15 protein-coding genes are annotated in these 17,118 nt (G+C 62.3%); 3 read left to right on the top strand and 12 right to left on the bottom strand.

Translation table 11 applies throughout. From position 1 onward, the window contains the following. The first annotated feature begins 300 nt into the window (after positions 1–300). Together gltB and IU367_RS08185 are read left to right on the top strand one after the other, a co-directional pair. Positions 301–4,758, top strand: coding sequence for a glutamate synthase large subunit (gene gltB, locus IU367_RS08190; protein WP_274453981.1), 4,458 nt, complete (start codon positions 301–303; stop codon positions 4,756–4,758). A gap of 12 nt (positions 4,759–4,770) precedes the next feature. Then, positions 4,771–6,186, top strand: a complete 1,416-nt coding sequence (locus tag IU367_RS08185; RefSeq protein ID WP_274453980.1) for an FAD-dependent oxidoreductase — start codon at positions 4,771–4,773, stop codon at positions 6,184–6,186. 84 nt (positions 6,187–6,270) lie between these two features. On the opposite strand, the gene IU367_RS08180 is transcribed toward IU367_RS08185, so the two are convergent. From IU367_RS08180 to soxR, 6 genes are all read right to left on the bottom strand, one after another. After that, on the bottom strand, positions 6,271–7,032 hold the full coding sequence (locus IU367_RS08180) for an amino acid ABC transporter ATP-binding protein (RefSeq protein WP_274453979.1): 762 nt from the start codon (positions 7,030–7,032) through the stop codon (positions 6,271–6,273). Then, positions 7,029–7,685: an amino acid ABC transporter permease gene (locus tag IU367_RS08175; protein WP_240485632.1), complete on the bottom strand. Its 657-nt coding sequence runs from the start codon at positions 7,683–7,685 to the stop codon at positions 7,029–7,031. The genes IU367_RS08180 and IU367_RS08175 overlap by 4 nt, the downstream gene beginning before the upstream one ends. Positions 7,686–7,743: 58 nt before the next feature. Beyond that, the gene (locus tag IU367_RS08170; protein WP_274453977.1) at positions 7,744–8,517 is read right to left on the bottom strand and encodes an amino acid ABC transporter substrate-binding protein; all 774 of its coding nucleotides are present in this window, start codon (positions 8,515–8,517) and stop codon (positions 7,744–7,746) included. A 291-nt stretch (positions 8,518–8,808) separates the two neighbouring features. Next, positions 8,809–9,219, bottom strand: coding sequence for a nuclear transport factor 2 family protein (locus IU367_RS08165; RefSeq protein ID WP_043139290.1), 411 nt, complete (start codon positions 9,217–9,219; stop codon positions 8,809–8,811). An 11-nt stretch (positions 9,220–9,230) separates the two neighbouring features. Continuing rightward, a complete protein-coding gene (locus tag IU367_RS08160) occupies positions 9,231–9,809 on the bottom strand; it encodes an O-methyltransferase (RefSeq protein WP_274453976.1) in 579 nt (192 codons plus the stop codon). Positions 9,810–9,888: 79 nt separating this feature from the next. Further along, entirely contained in the window at positions 9,889–10,353 is a 465-nt protein-coding gene (soxR, locus tag IU367_RS08155) for a redox-sensitive transcriptional activator SoxR (protein ID WP_274453975.1), read from the bottom strand. Positions 10,354–10,419: 66 nt separating this feature from the next. On the opposite strand from soxR, the gene IU367_RS08150 reads away from it, so the two are divergent. Continuing rightward, positions 10,420–11,424: a questin oxidase family protein gene (locus IU367_RS08150; protein WP_274453974.1), complete on the top strand. Its 1,005-nt coding sequence runs from the start codon at positions 10,420–10,422 to the stop codon at positions 11,422–11,424. On the opposite strand, the gene IU367_RS08145 is transcribed toward IU367_RS08150, so the two are convergent. The 6 genes from IU367_RS08145 to IU367_RS08120 form a co-directional block, all read right to left on the bottom strand. Further along, positions 11,402–11,836: a protease gene (locus IU367_RS08145; RefSeq protein WP_274453973.1), complete on the bottom strand. Its 435-nt coding sequence runs from the start codon at positions 11,834–11,836 to the stop codon at positions 11,402–11,404. The two genes, IU367_RS08150 and IU367_RS08145, sit on opposite strands and share 23 nt — an antisense overlap. Positions 11,837–11,886: 50 nt before the next feature. Further along, positions 11,887–12,927, bottom strand: coding sequence for a M35 family metalloendopeptidase (locus IU367_RS08140; protein WP_274453971.1), 1,041 nt, complete (start codon positions 12,925–12,927; stop codon positions 11,887–11,889). 305 nt (positions 12,928–13,232) lie between these two features. After that, a complete protein-coding gene (locus tag IU367_RS08135) occupies positions 13,233–13,877 on the bottom strand; it encodes a DUF2913 family protein (protein ID WP_274453969.1) in 645 nt (214 codons plus the stop codon). A gap of 137 nt (positions 13,878–14,014) precedes the next feature. Continuing rightward, a complete protein-coding gene (locus IU367_RS08130) occupies positions 14,015–15,310 on the bottom strand; it encodes a DEAD/DEAH box helicase (RefSeq protein ID WP_042866233.1) in 1,296 nt (431 codons plus the stop codon). Positions 15,311–15,584: 274 nt separating this feature from the next. After that, positions 15,585–16,118, bottom strand: coding sequence for a spermidine N1-acetyltransferase (speG, locus tag IU367_RS08125; protein WP_043139271.1), 534 nt, complete (start codon positions 16,116–16,118; stop codon positions 15,585–15,587). A gap of 114 nt (positions 16,119–16,232) precedes the next feature. Then, on the bottom strand, positions 16,233–16,883 hold the full coding sequence (locus IU367_RS08120) for a DedA family protein (protein WP_274453966.1): 651 nt from the start codon (positions 16,881–16,883) through the stop codon (positions 16,233–16,235). Between the last annotated feature and the right edge of the window lie 235 nt (positions 16,884–17,118).

Genomic DNA, 17,118 nt, shown 5'->3' with positions numbered 1-17,118 from the left:
ATTGGTAAAATTACTACAAATCACTGCCCCCACTGAGTCAACCAACAAAACCCAAGATATCAGTATTAAATCCTGCAAAAATAAAAACAGCCAGAGCAATAGCCACTTCAAGCCCCATATACACCCGCACCCCGACATTTTGTTATGACTTTGTAATAATGAAAACAGCCGGGATGTCCAATTGACCTTGCCGAAAAATCCCATTAGTTTGGAGATTCGCCACGTCAGGCGGACGGAACCACAAGAGCCAATCGCAATTTATGCAGTTTGCGATGCAAGGCCGAGCAAGGGAGAAATGCAATGTCACTATATGATCCAAAGCTGGAGAGGGATAACTGTGGCTTCGGCCTGTTGGCCCACATGGAAGGTGAAGCCAGCCACAAGCTTGTCCGTCTCGCGATGTCAGCATTGGCTCGCATGCAGCACCGCGGCGGCATCTCTGCCGACGGCAAGACCGGCGATGGCTGCGGTCTGCTGCTGCAAAAACCGGACAGCTTCTATCGCGCGATCGCCGAAGAGAAAGGATGGCATCTGGGCCGCAACTATGCGGTCGGCATGCTGTTCCTGAATCCGGACCCCCTGTTGGCCCAGCAGACCCGCGACATCATAGACGAGGAGCTGGAAAGAGAGACCTTGAGTCTGGTCGGTTGGCGCAAGGTGCCCATCGATACCAATGTGCTCGGTCCCATCGCCAAAGCCTCCCTGCCCAGCATCGAACAGGTCTTTGTCAACGCGCCCCCCGGCTGGGTCGACAAGGATCTCGAGCGCCGCCTCTATATAGTGCGTCGCCGCATCGAGAAGCGTATCAGCGACGACTACTTCTATGTGGTCAGCCTCTCCAATCTGGTCACAGTCTACAAAGGACTGTGCATGCCGGTGGACTTGCCGCGCTTCTATCTGGATCTCGCCGACATTCGCATGCAGGCGGCCATCTGCGTGTTCCACCAGCGCTTCTCCACCAACACCAGCCCGCGCTGGCCGTTGGCGCAGCCGTTCCGCTACCTGGCCCACAACGGCGAAATCAACACCATAGCCGGCAACCGCCAGTGGGCCAAGGCGCGCAGCTACAAGTTCGCCACTCCGCTCATCCCGGATCTGCAAGAGGCCGCCCCCTTTGTCAACACCACTGGGTCGGATTCCTCCAGCCTCGACAACATGCTGGACCTCTTCCTGGCCGGCGGCATGGACCTGTTCCGCGCCATGCGCCTGCTGATCCCGCCGGCATGGCAAAAACACCCGAACATGGATGACGACCTGCGCGCCTTCTATGACTTCAACTCCATGCACATGGAGCCCTGGGATGGCCCGGCCGGCATCGTCATGACAGATGGCCGCTACGCCACCTGCGCGCTGGACCGCAACGGCCTGCGCCCGGCACGTTATGTCATCACCAAGGACAAGTTCATCACCCTCGCGTCTGAGGTCGGCACCTGGGACTACACCCCGGACGAGGTGCTGGAGAAGGGCCGGGTCGGCCCGGGCGAGCTGTTCGTAGTGGATACCCGCAACGGCAAGGTGTGGACCAGCTTCGAGATCGATGACGATCTCAAGAGCCGTCACACCTACAAGCAGTGGATGGACAAGCATTGCAAACGGCTGGTGCCGTTCGAGCAGATGGATGACGCCAGCACAGGCGCCCGCGAGTTCTCGGACGACCAGCTCAAGACCTATCAGAAGCTGTTTGGCTACTCCTACGAGGAGCTGGATCAAATCATCCGCGTGCTCGGCGAGAACGGCCAGGAGGCGGTCGGCTCCATGGGGGATGACACCCCGATGGCGGTGCTCTCCTCCAGCCAGCGTACCCTGTATGACTACTTCCGCCAGATGTTCGCCCAGGTGACCAACCCGCCCATAGATCCGCTGCGGGAAAACCACGTGATGTCGCTGGCCACCTGTATCGGGCGCGAGCAGAACGTCTTCAACGAGACCTTCGGCCACGCCCACCGGGTGCTGTTCCAGTCGCCTATCCTGCTCTACTCCGACTTCCATCAGCTGCTGGCGCTGGAAGGGGAACACTATCGTCATGCGGTGCTGAGCCTGAACTACCAGCCGGAAGAGGGGCTACAAGCGGCCCTTGAACGGCTGTGCAAGGACGCCGCCGACAAGGCGCGCGGCGGTACCGTGCTGCTGATCCTGTCGGATCGGGACGTCAGCGCCAATACCCTGCCCATTCCGGCTGCCATGGCGGTGGGCGCGGTGCAACGCACCCTGGTGGACAACAACCTGCGCTGCGACGCCAACATTTTGGTGGAGACCGCGAGCGTGCGCGATCCGCACCACTTCTCCGTGCTGCTGGGCTTTGGCGCCACCGCCATCTACCCCTATCTGGCCTATGAAACCCTAGCCAAACAGGTCGAGGAAGGCGTGCTCAAGATGAGCCTGCGCCAGGCCATGCTCAACTACCGCAACGGCATCAACAAGGGGCTCTACAAGGTGATGTCCAAGATGGGCATCAGCACGGTCGCCAGCTACCGCTGCTCCCAGCTGTTCGAGGCGGTGGGGCTCTCCAGCGCCGTGGTCGCCATGTGCTTCCGCGGCGTCTCCAGCCGCATCCAGGGCGCCGATTTTGCCGACATCCAGCAGGATCAGCTCAATCTGGCCCGTCAGGCCTGGTTGGCGCGCAAGTCCCTCACCCAGGGCGGCCTGCTCAAATTTGTCCACGGTGGCGAGTACCACACCTACAACCCGGACGTGGTGCAGACCCTGCAAACCGCGGTGCGCTCCGGCGACTACGCCGATTACAAGGAGTACGCCCGTCTGGTGAACGAGCGCCCTGTCTCCACCCTGCGTGATCTGCTCGCCCTGAAGAAGGTCGACAACCCGGTGGCGCTGGAGCAAGTCGAGCCTGCGGCCAAGCTGTTCCCCCGCTTCGACTCCGCCGCCATGTCCATAGGCGCGCTGGGCCCTGAGGCCCACGAGGCACTGGCGGTGGCCATGAACCGGCTCGGCGGCAAGAGCAACTCGGGCGAGGGTGGCGAAGATCCCAAGCGTTTCGGCACCGAGAAAAATTCGCGCATCAAGCAGGTGGCCTCGGGGCGCTTCGGCGTCACCCCCCACTACCTGATGAACGCCGACGTGGTGCAGATCAAGGTGGCCCAGGGCGCCAAGCCCGGCGAGGGCGGTCAGCTGCCCGGTGACAAGGTCACGGCCCAGATAGCCAAACTGCGCTATTCCGTGCCCGGTGTGACCCTGATCTCGCCGCCGCCGCACCACGACATCTACTCCATCGAGGACTTGGCCCAGCTCATCTTCGACATCAAGCAGATCAATCCGGACTGTCTGGTGTCGGTCAAGCTGGTCTCCGAGCCCGGCGTCGGCACCATCGCCTGCGGCGTGGCCAAGGCCTATGCCGACTTCATCACAGTCTCGGGTTATGACGGCGGCACAGGCGCCAGCCCGCTGAGCTCGGTCAAATACGCCGGCTCCCCCTGGGAGCTGGGCCTGGCTGAAACCCAGCAGGCGCTGGTGGCCAACGGCCTGCGCCACAAGGTGCGGCTGCAGGTGGATGGCGGCCTCAAGACGGGTCTGGACATCATCAAGGCGGCCATCCTCGGCGCCGAGAGCTTCGGCTTCGGCACAGGCCCCATGGTGGCGCTCGGTTGCAAATACCTGCGTATCTGTCACCTGAACAACTGCGCCACCGGCGTCGCCACCCAGGATGAGAAGCTGCGCCGCGAGCACTTCACCGGCCTGCCGGAGATGGTGATGAACTACTTCCAGTTCATCGCCGAGGAGACGCGCGAGCTGATGGCCCAGCTGGGGGTGACCCAGCTGACGGATCTGATCGGTCGCACCGATTTGCTTGAGGCCCTGCCAGGCCTCACCGCTCGTCAGGCCAAGCTGGATCTCTCCGGCCTGCTGGCGAGTCCGGTGGCACCGGCAGGCTCCAGCCTGTTCAGCCAGCAGCACAACCCGACCTTCGACAAGGGTCCGCTCAACCTCAAGATGGTGGAAGACCTGCTGGAGGCGGTCGAGCACAAGTCTGGCGGCGAATTCCGCTATGACATCCGCAACACGGATCGCTCCGTGGGTGCCCGTCTCTCCGGCGAGATAGTCAAACGCCACGGCAACCAGGGCATGGCGGCCGATCCGGTGAAGGTTCACTTCAACGGCACCGCAGGCCAGAGCTTCGGCGTCTGGAACGCGGGTGGCCTCGAGATGATACTCACGGGTGACGCCAACGACTATGTGGGCAAGGGCATGACAGGCGGCAAGCTGGTGGTCAAACCCCACGTGGGCGTGGCGTTCAAGTCCCACGAGGCGGCCATCATAGGCAACACCTGCCTCTATGGCGCCACCGGCGGCAAGCTGTTTGCGGCAGGCACGGCGGGCGAGCGCTTCGCGGTGCGCAACTCCGGCGCCCTGGCGGTGGTCGAGGGAATTGGCGACAACGGCTGTGAATACATGACAGGCGGTATCGTCACCATACTCGGCACCACGGGCGTCAACTTCGCGGCGGGCATGACGGGCGGCTTCGCCTACGTGCTGGACGAGTGCGGCAACTTTGCCAAGCGCACCAACCCCGAGCTGGTGGAACTGCTGGACGTGGCGGATCTCGCCATCCACCAGGAGCACCTGCGCGGCATCATAACGGCGCACCTCAATGAGACCGGCAGCTCGCGCGCCGAGGAGATCCTGGCCCATTTCGACGCCTATGTGCCCAAGTTCAGGCTGATCAAACCCAAGTCCAGCGACGTCAAGTCCCTGCTTGGCCACACCAGCCGTTCCAGTGCAGAACTCAGAATCCAGGCGCAATAAGGAGGGAACCCTATGAGCCAGAACGTATTCCAGTTTATCGATGTCCAGCGGGTCGACCCGCCCAAGAAGCCGCTCAAGATCCGCAAGATCCAGTTTGTGGAGATCTACGAGCCCTTCAACCAGGCCCAGGTCGGCATGCAGGCGGATCGCTGCCTCGACTGCGGCAACCCCTATTGCGAGTGGAAGTGCCCGGTGCACAACTACATCCCCAACTGGCTGAAACTGGCCAACGAGGGGCGCATCCTGGAGGCGGTGGAGCTCTCCCACCAGACCAACAGCCTGCCGGAAGTGTGCGGCCGGGTCTGCCCGCAAGACCGCCTCTGCGAGGGTGCCTGCACCCTGAACGATCGCTTCGGCGCCGTCACCATAGGCAACATCGAGAAATACATCACCGACAAGGCGTTCGAGATGGGCTGGCGCCCGGATCTCTCCAAGGTGATCAAGACAGACAAACGGGTCGCCGTCATAGGCGCAGGCCCGGCCGGGCTCGCCTGCGCCGACGTGCTGGCGCGCAGCGGTGTCAGCGCAGTGGTGTTCGACAAGTACCCCGAGATAGGTGGCCTGCTCACCTTCGGCATTCCCTCCTTCAAGCTGGAAAAAGAGGTGATGCAGCGTCGGCGCGAGATCTTCGAGGGCATGGGGATCGAGTTCCGCCTCGAAACCGAGGTGGGCAAGGATGTCACCTTCGCCGACCTGCTCGGCGAGTTCGATGCCGTCTTCCTCGGGGTCGGCACCTACAAGTACATGAAGGGTGGCTTCGAGAACGAGACGGCCCCTGGCGTGTACGACGCCCTGCCCTACCTCATCTCCAACGCCAACCGGCTGCTGGGCTTTGAGAAGGCACAGGCCGATTACATCGACTTCGCCGGCAAGCAGGTGGTGGTGCTCGGCGGCGGCGATACCGCCATGGACTGCGTCCGTACCGCCATCCGCCAGGGCGCCGACAAGGTGATCTGCGCCTACCGTCGCGATGCCGAGAACATGCCGGGCTCCAAGCGGGAGGTGAAGAACGCCCAGGAGGAAGGGGTGGAATTCATGTTCAACCTGCAGCCGGTCGGCGTCGAACTCGATGCCCATGGCCGTACCTGCGGCATCAAGGTGGTGAGCACCGAGCTCAGTGCGCCGGATGCCAACGGCCGCCGCAATCCGGTGGTGATCGCGGGTTCCGAGCAGGTGCTGGCCGCCGATGCCGTGGTGATGGCATTCGGCTTCCAGCCCAACCCCCAGCCCTGGATGGCGGAGTACGGCATCGAGCTCGACAGCCGGGACAGGATCAAGGCCCCCGAGCAGGCCGAACATGCCTTCCAGACCAGCAACCCCAAGGTGTTCGCCGGTGGCGACGCTGTGCGTGGCTCGGATCTGGTGGTCACCGCCATCTACGAGGGCCGCAAGGCCGCCGAGGGGATCATGGACTACCTGGCCGTGTAAGCTGCCGTCCAAGGCTTCCCCAAGCAAACAGCCCCGCAGATGCGGGGCTGTTTTTTTATATGGCTGTCGCCCGGGCAAGCGCCGCTAGATGCTCCAGCTCTCCGGCAACCGCTCGGTCAGGGTGGAGATGTACTCGAAGGTGCGGGCCCGCCTGGGAGTGGTGAACATCTGGCGCGCACTGCCCGCCTCCACCACCTCGCCGGATTCCAGAAAGATCACCTGTTGCGCTATCTGGGACGCCAGACGCAAGTCATGGGTGGCGATCAGCATGGTGGTGCCTTCACGTGCCAGCTGGCGCAGCACGGCCACCACCTCGAGCGCGAGCTCGGGATCCAGCGCCGAGGTGGGCTCGTCACAGAGCAGCACCTTGGGCGCCGGTGCCAGCGCCCGGGCTATGGCGACTCTCTGCTGCTGGCCACCGGAGAGGGTGGCGGGCACCGCCTCGGCCTTGTGGCTGAGCCCCACCTTGTCGAGCAGTTGCAAGCCGCGCGCCAGCGCTTTCTCCTTGGGCCACTTCAACACTGTCACCAGCCCCTCCATCACGTTTTCCAGCACCGTCATGTGCGGGAACAGCTGGAAGTTCTGAAACACCATGCCGGTCTGCTGACGCAGGCTCAGCACGCTCTGGCGGGACAGGTGATGGGCAAAGTCGAGCTCGCTCCCCCCCAGCACCAGCAGCCCCGCGTCCGGTCGCTCCAGCAGGTTCACGCAGCGCAGCAAGGTGCTCTTGCCGCTGCCGGAGGGGCCTATCAGGGCGGTGACGCTACCCGCCGCCATGGCCAGATCCACTCCCTTCAGCACCTTCTGAGCGCCAAACTGCTTCTCGATGCCGCTCAATCGGATCATAGGGCAAGCTCCCGGGTCTCTTTGTGGGTCAGTCTGCGCTCCAGCCTGTCTTGCAGGGTGGAGAGCACAGAGCTGAACAGCAGGTAGATGATGGCCGTCTCGACATAGAGGATGAGCGGCTCATAGGTGACGGAGGCGAGTCGCTGGGCCGCCTGAAACAGCTCGGGCACAGTCACAGCCGCCGCCAGCGAGGTGTCCTTGACCAGCGAGATGAAGGTGTTGGAGAGAGGTGGCACAGCGATGCGCGCCGCCTGCGGCAGGATCACCCGCCACATCACCTGGGGCCAGTTCATGCCGATGGAGTAGGCCGCCTCCCACTGCCCCTTGGGGATGGCGGCCAGGGTGGCGCGGATGATCTCCGAGCTGTAGGCACCTATGTTGAGGGTGAAACCGATGACGGCGGCGGTAAAGGCATCCAGCACTATGCCGGCACTCGGCAAACCATAAAAAATCAGAAAGAGCTGCACCAGCAGCGGCGTGCCCCGAATAAGCCAGACATAGAAGCGGACCAAGGCGACCAGCGGAGCGGGACCATATAATCTTGCCAGTGCCACCAGGAAACCGAGCAATATTCCCAATACGAAGGTGATCAGGGTCAAGGGCACGGTAAAAATAAGCCCCGCACTGAGCAGGGGCCAAAAAGAGTCGATCATTAACTGCAACCAGGCTGGCACGTTAATTCCCCTTTATTGTTATTATTCGGCCAAGTTATTAATTCGAGACGTCAGTGCCAAAATATTTCAGCGATATCTTCTGATAGGCACCGTCTTGCTTGGCGGTGCGCAGCGTCTGATTGATGGCGGCCAGCAATTCCGGTTGTCCCTTGGCGAGCAGGGCGGCCGATTGATCCCCCTTCGGCTCGGTCGCCGCCACCTTCAACTTGGCATCCGGCTTCTGCTTCTTGAAGTCCAGGTAGGAGAGGCTGTCGTTGATGGTGGCATCCACCCGCCCGGTCAGCACCAGCTCAAGGGACTGGTTGAAGCCCTCGGTGGCCACCACCTCGGCCCCCGATTTTTTGGCCAGCTGGGCAAAGTTGCTGGTCAGGGACTGAGAGGACTTCTTGCCCTTCAGATCCGCGAAGCTCTTGATGGTGCCGTTGTCGCCGTGTACCACCACCACCGCCTTGGAGGTGATGTAGGGGTCTGAAAAGTCGTACTTCTTCAGCCGCTCAGGGGTGATGGCCACTTCGTTGAGCACCAGATCGTAGCGCTTGGCATCCACCCCGGCGATGAGCCCATCCCACTTGCCTTCGATGAACTCGGGTTTCACCCCGAGACCGCGAGCGATCAGCTCGCCAATCTCAACGTCAAAACCCACCAGCTTGCCGCTCTTATCGTGGTAGGTAAACGGGGGATAGGCCCCTTCAGTGCCTATCTTGATCACCCCGGCACTCTGAATGGCGGCGAGGCTGGATTGGGCCTCGGCCGATGTCATCAGAGCCAGCGGAAGCGCCGCCAGCAAAAACAGGGAACGTATTTTTTTCATGAATCACCTCGTTATATTTATAAATACCCAGAACGCTTGCCAAATAAAATGTATTGGCGCCATGCAATTATTATTTTCCGAACCTGAATTCGTAGCGGGCCGATTGATATCATTCGCTGCAACATCACAGATTAATCCGGCTGACTATCGGCATGGACAAAACATAACGCGGGCCATTCCATTGCCATACAATGAAATGTGGGGATATTTAGCGAAATAATGGATAACGAGGATAAGGTAAACAACATAAGCATTCCCCCAGGGTGACATGGCTCACCCTGGGGGCCGGGATCAGGCGAGTTGCGACTCCCGGGGGATAGGGGTCACCCAGGGTCGACGCCAGTGGGGGGCCTCGTAGAGATCGGGCCAGAACTCGGTCTGGTGCAGGATGGCGTCCCCGCGCACAGTGTGAAAGGTGATGGCGCGGGCCTGCACCAGACCATCGGTGATCAACACCTCTGTCACCACCTCGCGCCCCTGCTCCAGCAGCCGGACCACCTCAAAATTCCAGGGGCCCGCCGCCGGATAGCGGCGGTTGATCTCGATGAAGTTGCAGCGCCCCGCGATCCGCTCGCCCGACTGCGGCCAGTCACAGACATAATCCTCGCACAGCCACCTGGCCGCCTTGGCAAAATCGTTGCTCTGCATGGCCTGCCAATAGGCCTCTACCACAGCTCTTGGTTCCATGGTCTTGAATTCCATGCTCACTCTCCCTACAGACGCACCACCAGCCACTCCCCCTTGCCCACCGGCACCAGCGTGCTCTGGAAGGCCGGATCGCGCTGCACCTCACTCATCCACTCGACCATCTCATCCCGATGGGAGATGGCGTTGTCCACCACCAGCAGGCCGCGAGGGGCCAGCAGGCGCCGGATCTGCGGCCACCAGGCCCGATAGTGCTGACGATCTGAATCCAGGAAGATCAGCTGATAACCTTCCATCGGCAGCTCGGCCAGCAGGGCCCCCGCCTCGCCCGCCAGCTGGTTGATCCAGGGACCCAGGCCGGCGCGCTGGAAGTTGGCAGCGGCCATAACCCGTTTGCCCTCATCCAGCTCTATGGTGGTGACCCGGCCATCTAGCCTGCGTACCGCCTCGGCCAGCCAGAGGGTGGAGTAACCGTTGGAGGTGCCTATCTCCAGCACGGCGTCTGCCCCCCTGGTCTGCACCAGCACCGCCAGCAGCTCGCCGGTATCGCGGGTGATGTTGAGCATCTTGCTGCCACGGGTCTGCTGCTGGCTGTCGTTGTATTCGCCAAACTGCTCCAATTCCCGTTTAAGCTGTTCCAGTGCCATGTCTCCTCCTTGACGGTTAAACGAGTCGGCCCTGTGCATGGCATGGCTGGGTCGACACTCATGTTCATCATGTTGCTGATCACTCGTCGGACGGCGGCGCATCCCCCAGCAGATAGCGGGGGCCGGCGCCCTGTCTTGCGGCCTGATCATCCGGGTTGTAAAGGGCGCAGTGCTCGAGCGACAGGCAACCGCAGCCGATGCAGGAGGTGAGCTTGCCCTTGAGCTGCAGCAGAGCCTCGATGCGCTGCTCGAGCAGCCCCTGCCACTGGCTGGCAATCTGCTCCCAGTCGCGACGATCCGGTGTGCGGCCATCGGGCAAACCGGCGAGGGCATCGGCAATGTCGCCAAGGCTCAACCCCATCCCCTGCGCCACCCGGATGAAGGCGATCCGGCGCAGCGCATCCTGCGGATAGAGGCGCTGACCTCCATGGCTGCGCACGCTGCGAAGCAGCCCCTTCTGCTCGTAAAAACGCAAGGCACTGGCGTTGACGCCGGAGCGCCTGGCTATCTGGCCTATGGCTAACCACTTGCGATCCGTATCCATCCTTGACCTCAAGTTAGCTTTAACTTGCACAATCCTGTCTCCCTTAATGAAAGGAGTCAAACGATTATGCATCATCTTCATCGCCTGCTCGATGCCAACCGTGCTTTTGCCCTCAATGGCCGGGGCACCACCAACCACTGCCCGATGGCGCTGCATGCCCTGCACGAGATGGGAGCCAGCCCCCGCCAGCTGCAGCATTTCTTCGATCACTGGCAGGCAGCCCATGCGCTGCCGAGCGGGGAACCAAGTCAGGGGGAGGATGAAATCAGCTTCGTTCGGCTGCGTCAGCAGCTGGCAAACCGGCTCGCTACCCAAGGCTGGCAGCCCACCTTTGAGACACTGCTGGCACGCCGACTCTCACCGGCGGGAGGGGCCTTTCACCCCCTGATCCGCTTCGCCTGCGCCCTGGAAAATGGCCATCTGGGGGAGCAGGCCGCCGCGCTGGCCGCCTGGCAGTGCCGTCCCCTGATACTGCCTGCCGGAGAGGCCGCCCCCAGCCGGGATGTCGCCAGCCTGCTGGCTGGGCTTTCCGGACAGTGGGAGGGGGCGAGCTGGCAGGGCGAGTGGATCACGGGTCGATTGCAGCAGGTGGCAGAGGCGCCGCGCTGGCCGGGCACACTGCCATGCTCACTCGCCGAGTCATCGGCAGTATTCGCCCAGCTGGCCGAGATCGCCCTGCAGCTCTATTGGCAGACCGGCAATTTCACCGTGTTGCACATGGTGACCGGCAGCCGAGCCGCCGCCCTGGTCGCGCAGCAGTTGCCCGGCGAGTGGCAAGCGCCGTGGCAAACCCTGATGTGGCAGGCGGTGGCGGCGGCTTATATCACGGTCGGGGCGCCCGCGTTGCGTTCCCAGCACTGGCCGGACGCCACGGGGCTGGATTGGCAGAGGGTGTTGCCACTGGCACTGACCAGCCTGGACGATCATGTGATCAAGCTGGTGCACTGCTGCTGGCGGGAGCGGGACACATCGCCTCGTTATCTGGCGGTGGCGGCGCGCGCTGTGGGGCTGCTGGATGCGAACAGCGGCAAGGCGTGTATCAGCCCGCCTAGGGCGCAGCCAGGCGACTGAAGCTGATGGCGGGGCAACGCGGGGCAACCCCCTTGGTCAGAGTCAAGGGCTGGGCGCGATAACTGAGGTGATAGAGGCCTGGGCGCGACAGATCGTAGACCTGGGTCAGATCCGCATCCGCCTGGCTCTGCTGGCCCGGCCCCAGTATGAAGAAATCCTCGGCCGCGGGAGCACCACGCTTGGCGAGCGGCCCCTTGTAGGCCAGCGGCTGGTTATCCAGGGTGAGTTCGATGGCATCGGCAAACCAGCCCTCGAACGGGGTGAACCAGCTCAGCACCTCGAGCGGCCCCTCCCCCTTGTTGGTCAAGGTCATCACCAGGGGCAAGGGCTCGTCCACCCGGCTGTGTGCCTTGACCGACAGCTCGCACTGCAGGGGGGCGAGTGCGAGAGTCGTGAGCAAGAGTGTCATCATGGCGCCTCCTTCAACATCAAAAAAGGGGCCTCGCGGCCCCTGTCAGCGGATCAATTTTCGCTCGGGGTATTCTCGGCGAAGTATTCGTGGTTGTCGGCGTTGTTGAGCGCCTTGACCGGATCCGTCTTCGCCAGATTGCGGGCATTGGCCTGACCGTAACCCAGATCGTCGGTGCCTGCCACCACGGTGAAGTGGCTCAGCTCATGAACTATGGTGCCGGCACGGGAGTCGGTCCCGGTGACGGGCGCGGTCCAGAAGCTCTTGCACAGATAAACCTTGTAGGGCTGATCCGGGTAGACGTAGGCAAAGTAGCTCTGCTTGCAGCCGCAGTCGAAGGTGAGCGGCTTGTTGTCGATGGCATCCTTGATCTTGCTGAAGTGCCCCTCGGCCTGGTCCCAGCGGGAGGCGTCATAGGCGCCAAACCAGCTGCGATAACGCTGGCCATCGGGCTTGTCCACCGCCAGATAGCTGCTGGAGTTGTTGCTGATGCCGCTGGCGGCATCGAGCGCGGCCAGAATATCGCTCTTCTGGGTGTTGCTGCAGCGACCGCTGAAGCTGACCGAGGCTGTGACGGCCTGAGGTTCGGCGGCGGCCACCTTGGCCTGAACTCGCTCATCGTTCACCCCCTCCACCCACAGGGTAATGGCGTTGGACTCGCTCGCCTGGGCCTGTTTGGCCTTGGCGGCCTTCGCCTCCTGCGGCAGGGTCGGCAGCTGATAACGGATGCTGTACTGACCCTGGGCGCTCATGTCATAGAGACCCGACACCTCCGCCTGCACCGTCAGGCTCTGGCCGGCCTTGAGCAGCTGGAAGTCCTTGTCGGTCGGCGCCGCCCGCTTGATCAGGGCCCCCTCGTAGCTGACCGGCTGACCATCCCGTTCCACCAGGAACAGGGGGGCATCTTCGCTACCCGGCAGTTGCCACTTGAGCAGGCGGATCGGCTTGTCACCCGTGTTGGTCAGCGTCAGGTTGACGCGCACATCGTCTGTGCTGCCATCCACCAGGGTGAGTTGGGCATCGAGCCCTGCGGCACAGAGCGGAGAGGCCAGCACACCGGCCAGCAGCAGGGCAATGGGAGTCGCTTTCATCATGTTTCCTCATTCATTGAGTATCGCCATCAGGCGGTTTGCTTCCTTAAGGCCCTCTTTGGGGCCAACCCACCCTAGAGCAGAAATTTTCCGCCACCATCCCACCATATGGGGGACGCCCCCCATCAGAGGGGGAAAGAGGAGGAAATAGCCCGATGCGACAAACCATCCGCGACAAAAACGGGGCTCGCCATCCCACTTGCCCCTGGCTCTCCTCGCCTCCCCGGCGTTCCCATCGCCGCTCGCCGCGCATAAAAAACCCCGGCGCCAGGCCGGGGTTTGGGAAGGACAGAGGAAGGGGCTCGCCGTCAGGCTTTCGCCTCGGCCAGCAGCGCCAGCGCGGGCTGCAGGTTGGCAGGCACCAGAGAATACGCCTTGTGGTGTTTGACCAGCGTGGTCTTCTTGTTGCCCTGGCTCAGCAGCAGACCATGGCGAAAGGCCGCCTCGGCCAGCTGGGTTTCGTCACAGCGCGCATAGAGGGTCAGCGGCTTGACAAGCTCCCCCTGGATCAGGTGCTCGCCGTATTCGCGGCTGGAGATCACCAGGCTGGATTGGCCCTGCCCCTGCAGGCGCAGCTTGGCGCTCACCTCGCTGTCGGTAAACACCAACCAACCCGCGCTTTCCAGCTCGGCCAGCATGGCGGCCAGCCTGGTGCCGAGCTGCTGGGAGTCGGCCTGCACGCGGGCGTACTGGAAGGCAATGCGCTCCAGCAAGCCCTTGAGATCGGCGCCGGCTCCCAGGGTGCGGCCCTGCTGGATCCAGCCTTTCAGATCCTCCATCACCAGCCGGGAGAAGCGCTTCTCCTTGAGGGAGTCCGCCATCCAGGTGCAGAGAAAATGGCTCTCCTGGGCCGGGGTGCGCTTGCCCGCCTTCTGCTCGGCGGTACCCGCCAGCTCGGCCAGGCTCTGGGTGGCCATGTCGAGCAGGGCCTGATTGTAGTTGGGAGGTGTCATCACGAGTCCTCAGAGAGACGGGCGGGCCAGAGGCCGGGTCATCAACAACATAAAGGCGCCAGTGGCGCCTTTATGTACTAAATCGCCCCTCCCGGCCTGCCCTGACAAGGGGAAGGCCGGGGCGGGGTTGGGCGCGCTTACTTCGGCTGACGCGGCTTCTTCATTGCCGCCAGACGCTTGAGACGCTGGCCTTGCAGCTTGGCCTCGGCCATGGCCTGGGCGGCGGCGTTGTCATCGCGCTGGGGGCGCTTGCCGAAGCGACGACGCTCCTGCAACTGCTTGATCAGCTCGTCACGGTTGCCCACCTGGTAGCCCGGCACCATGACACGACGGATCTTCTGGCCGATCAGTGCCTCGATCTCGAGCAGGGTGCGCTCTTCCTCGCGGCTGACGAAGGAGATGGCCATGCCGCTCTTGCCAGCGCGGCCGGTACGACCGATGCGGTGCACGTAGTCTTCGGCCAGGAACGGCAGATCATAGTTGACCACGTACTGCAGATCCGGGATGTCCAGACCACGGGCGGCCACTTCGGTGGCCACCAGCACCCGCACCTTACCTTCCGTGAATTCGCGCAGGGCGCGGCGACGGCTGCCCTGTGCCTTGTCGCCATGCACCACGGCGGACTTGATGCCATCCAGGTTCAGCTCGGCCACCAGCTCGTCACAGCTTTCACGGGTACTGGCAAACACCAGCACCTGCGGCCAGTTCTGCTTGCCGATGAGCTCGGAGAGCAGCTCGCGCTTGCGCTTCTGCTCCACCGGATAGACGGTGTGGGTGACTGTATCGGCGGTGGAGTTCTGCTTGTTGACGCTGATGATCTGCGGCTTGTCCAGCATGACGTTAGCCAGCTTCTTCACCCCGTCGGAGAAAGTGGCGGAGAACAGCAGGTTCTGGCGCTCCTTGTTGACCGCTTGCAGGATCTGCTGTACATCGGCGCTAAAGCCCATGTCGAGGATGCGATCCGCTTCGTCCAGCACCAGACACTCAACGCCGGAGAGGCTGAGGTTGCAGGCTGTCAGGTGCTCCAGCAGACGACCCGGGGTCGCCACTATGATGTGAGCACCCGCTTTCAGCTTCTTGGCCTGCACATCCTGCTTGCCGCCGCCAACGAGCGTCAGCACGGTAACATCCAGGTACTTGGCGAAGTCATTGATGTTGCTCGCCACCTGGGCCGCCAGCTCGCGGGTCGGGGTCAGGATCAGCACACGGGCGTTGGACGGTTGCAGCTCGGCCGGCTTGTCCACCAGGCGCTGCAATATCGGCAGGGCGAAGGCGGCAGTCTTGCCGGTCCCCGTCTGGGCGCTGGCCAGCACATCGAGACCGCGACGTATGGTCGGGATCGCCTGGCGTTGCACAGGGGTCATCTCCTGATAACCGCAATCTGAGACGGCACGCAAAATCTCGGGGGCAAAATCGAACGATTCAAATCTCATAAATTGGGTTCCTGTGTTCCAGCTGGGCTGTGTTTGGCTTGCGGCTCGGCGTAGGCGAGGCGGAGGTTGATACCACCGGTGGCTGCGTCCGACATCAAGTCAGAAAGTGAGCCGGAAAATGGCGGGCGCGAAGTGTAACAGATAGGCATCACAAATTCTGCCTCAAATGACCTGAGTTTTTATCCTGCGGCCAAAAGGTGCCGACCGGGGGAGAGGCCAGGCTGACACAGGCCGGCGCCGCCCTCCCCCCTGGACACTCAGGCGTCAGGCAACCTTAGTTCCGGTTTGCATCATCTGCCTTGAAATCACGCTGAAACAGGCACATGCGAATGGCGGTGCGATATTTGCCATCGATGAAGAACTCCTCTTTCAGCTCCCCCTCCGGCTCGAACCCCAACCCCTGATAGACGTGGATCGCCTTGGCGTTGTCCCGATCGACGATGAGGTACAACTTGTGCAGGTTCAACACGTTGAAGGCGTACTTCATCCCCTTCAGGGTCGCCGTCCTGGCATACCCCAACCCCTGATAGGCGGGGGCTATGATGATCTGGAATTCGGCGCGGCGATGAATGCTGCGAATGTCCACCAGCTCCACCAGCCCGACCTGAGTGCCGGCCACCTCCAGGATGAAGCGGCGCTCGTGCTGATCGTGGATGTGCTTGTCATAGAGCTGGGCCAGCTCCATGTAAGCCTCGTAAGGCTCTTCGAACCAGTAGCGCATTATGCTGGCGTTGTTGTTGAGCTGATGCACGAATTTCAGATCCTCTCGCTCGAGGGGACGAAGGCTCAGGGTGTCATGACATGACATAAGGTACCTGCTTGAAGGTTGAGGGGCGACCCTGGCGGCCCGATTTGGGTCGCGCCTGGGTCAGGTGAATATTCACAAGAAATACGCGGGGCGGCCTTGGCCGCCTGCAGCCGATCAGCGGATGCGGTTGGTCGGGCGCTTGAGCAGCCGGATGGCGATGGCCGCCATGGCGATGACGAACAGGCCGAGGGAGGTCACCAGCAGACACTTGGTCATCAGCTCGTGATACTGGGCAAACACGGGGGCCGCCATCACGAACTTGCCCACCAGACTCAGCAGCAGGGCCCAGAGGAAGGCGCTGGCAAAGCTTGCCATCATCACCCGCGGCAGATGCAGGTGCGAGACCCCCATCAGCATGGGCGTCAACACCCTGACAAAGGGCACGAAGCGAGAGGAGAACATGGCCCAGAAGCCGTAGCTGTGCAGCAGACGCGAGGCCCGTGGCAGGCTGCCGTCCGGGATCATCCGCTCCACATGGCCCATGAAGGAGGTGCCGTGCAGCGCATGGCCCTGCAGATAGGCGATCAGGCTGCCAAGCCCGGCGGCAAGCGGCATGTAAATCAGTGTGACTTCGGGGCCGAGCACCCCCATTCCCACCAGGCCACCGGCCAGCAGCACCAGACTGTCACCGGGCAGGGGCAAAAAGACGAAGCTCGATTCGAGAAAAAGGATCACCACCAGACAGGTGACGAGCAGGCCCACCGCCTGCATCTGGATCAATTGGTTAAAGTCCTGTTGCCATATGGCAAGCAGCATCTCCTGCATCTGGTGACTCCCATCAACATAGTGAGCATCCATAGTGGGTGACCCGAGGGCCACCGGTGCGGCAGACCCTCCCTGTCGCCATGCCCCTTCTCTCCATGAGGGAGGCCCGTTATACACCCTGCCAAGTGAACAAGAAATTAATGCAGGTCACGGATAGTGGAGATAATCGCTCTGGCGCGACGAAAGTTGCGCCTTGAGCCGTGTGTGCCTTGAACGCAAGGGAGGGTACCTGGAG

It is taken from the genome of Aeromonas bestiarum, assembly GCF_028751155.1.
GTDB lineage: Bacteria > Pseudomonadota > Gammaproteobacteria > Enterobacterales > Aeromonadaceae > Aeromonas > Aeromonas bestiarum.
The sequence above is the reverse complement of the archived record's forward strand: the minus strand, read 5'-3'. Positions and strand labels throughout refer to the sequence as shown.

What these genes read in the sequence shown, in the direction of transcription:
- gltB (WP_274453981.1), top strand. Translation starts at nt 301, where the DNA reads ATGTCACTATATGATCCAAAGCTGGAGAGGGATAACTGTGGCTTCGGC.
- IU367_RS08185 (WP_274453980.1), top strand. Translation starts at nt 4,771, where the DNA reads ATGAGCCAGAACGTATTCCAGTTTATCGATGTCCAGCGGGTCGACCCG.
- IU367_RS08180 (WP_274453979.1), bottom strand. Translation starts at nt 7,032, where the DNA reads ATGATCCGATTGAGCGGCATCGAGAAGCAGTTTGGCGCTCAGAAGGTG.
- IU367_RS08175 (WP_240485632.1), bottom strand. Translation starts at nt 7,685, where the DNA reads ATGATCGACTCTTTTTGGCCCCTGCTCAGTGCGGGGCTTATTTTTACC.
- IU367_RS08170 (WP_274453977.1), bottom strand. Translation starts at nt 8,517, where the DNA reads ATGAAAAAAATACGTTCCCTGTTTTTGCTGGCGGCGCTTCCGCTGGCT.
- IU367_RS08165 (WP_043139290.1), bottom strand. Translation starts at nt 9,219, where the DNA reads ATGGAATTCAAGACCATGGAACCAAGAGCTGTGGTAGAGGCCTATTGG.
- IU367_RS08160 (WP_274453976.1), bottom strand. Translation starts at nt 9,809, where the DNA reads ATGGCACTGGAACAGCTTAAACGGGAATTGGAGCAGTTTGGCGAATAC.
- soxR (WP_274453975.1), bottom strand. Translation starts at nt 10,353, where the DNA reads ATGGATACGGATCGCAAGTGGTTAGCCATAGGCCAGATAGCCAGGCGC.
- IU367_RS08150 (WP_274453974.1), top strand. Translation starts at nt 10,420, where the DNA reads ATGCATCATCTTCATCGCCTGCTCGATGCCAACCGTGCTTTTGCCCTC.
- IU367_RS08145 (WP_274453973.1), bottom strand. Translation starts at nt 11,836, where the DNA reads ATGATGACACTCTTGCTCACGACTCTCGCACTCGCCCCCCTGCAGTGC.
- IU367_RS08140 (WP_274453971.1), bottom strand. Translation starts at nt 12,927, where the DNA reads ATGATGAAAGCGACTCCCATTGCCCTGCTGCTGGCCGGTGTGCTGGCC.
- IU367_RS08135 (WP_274453969.1), bottom strand. Translation starts at nt 13,877, where the DNA reads ATGACACCTCCCAACTACAATCAGGCCCTGCTCGACATGGCCACCCAG.
- IU367_RS08130 (WP_042866233.1), bottom strand. Translation starts at nt 15,310, where the DNA reads ATGAGATTTGAATCGTTCGATTTTGCCCCCGAGATTTTGCGTGCCGTC.
- speG (WP_043139271.1), bottom strand. Translation starts at nt 16,118, where the DNA reads ATGTCATGTCATGACACCCTGAGCCTTCGTCCCCTCGAGCGAGAGGAT.
- IU367_RS08120 (WP_274453966.1), bottom strand. Translation starts at nt 16,883, where the DNA reads ATGCAGGAGATGCTGCTTGCCATATGGCAACAGGACTTTAACCAATTG.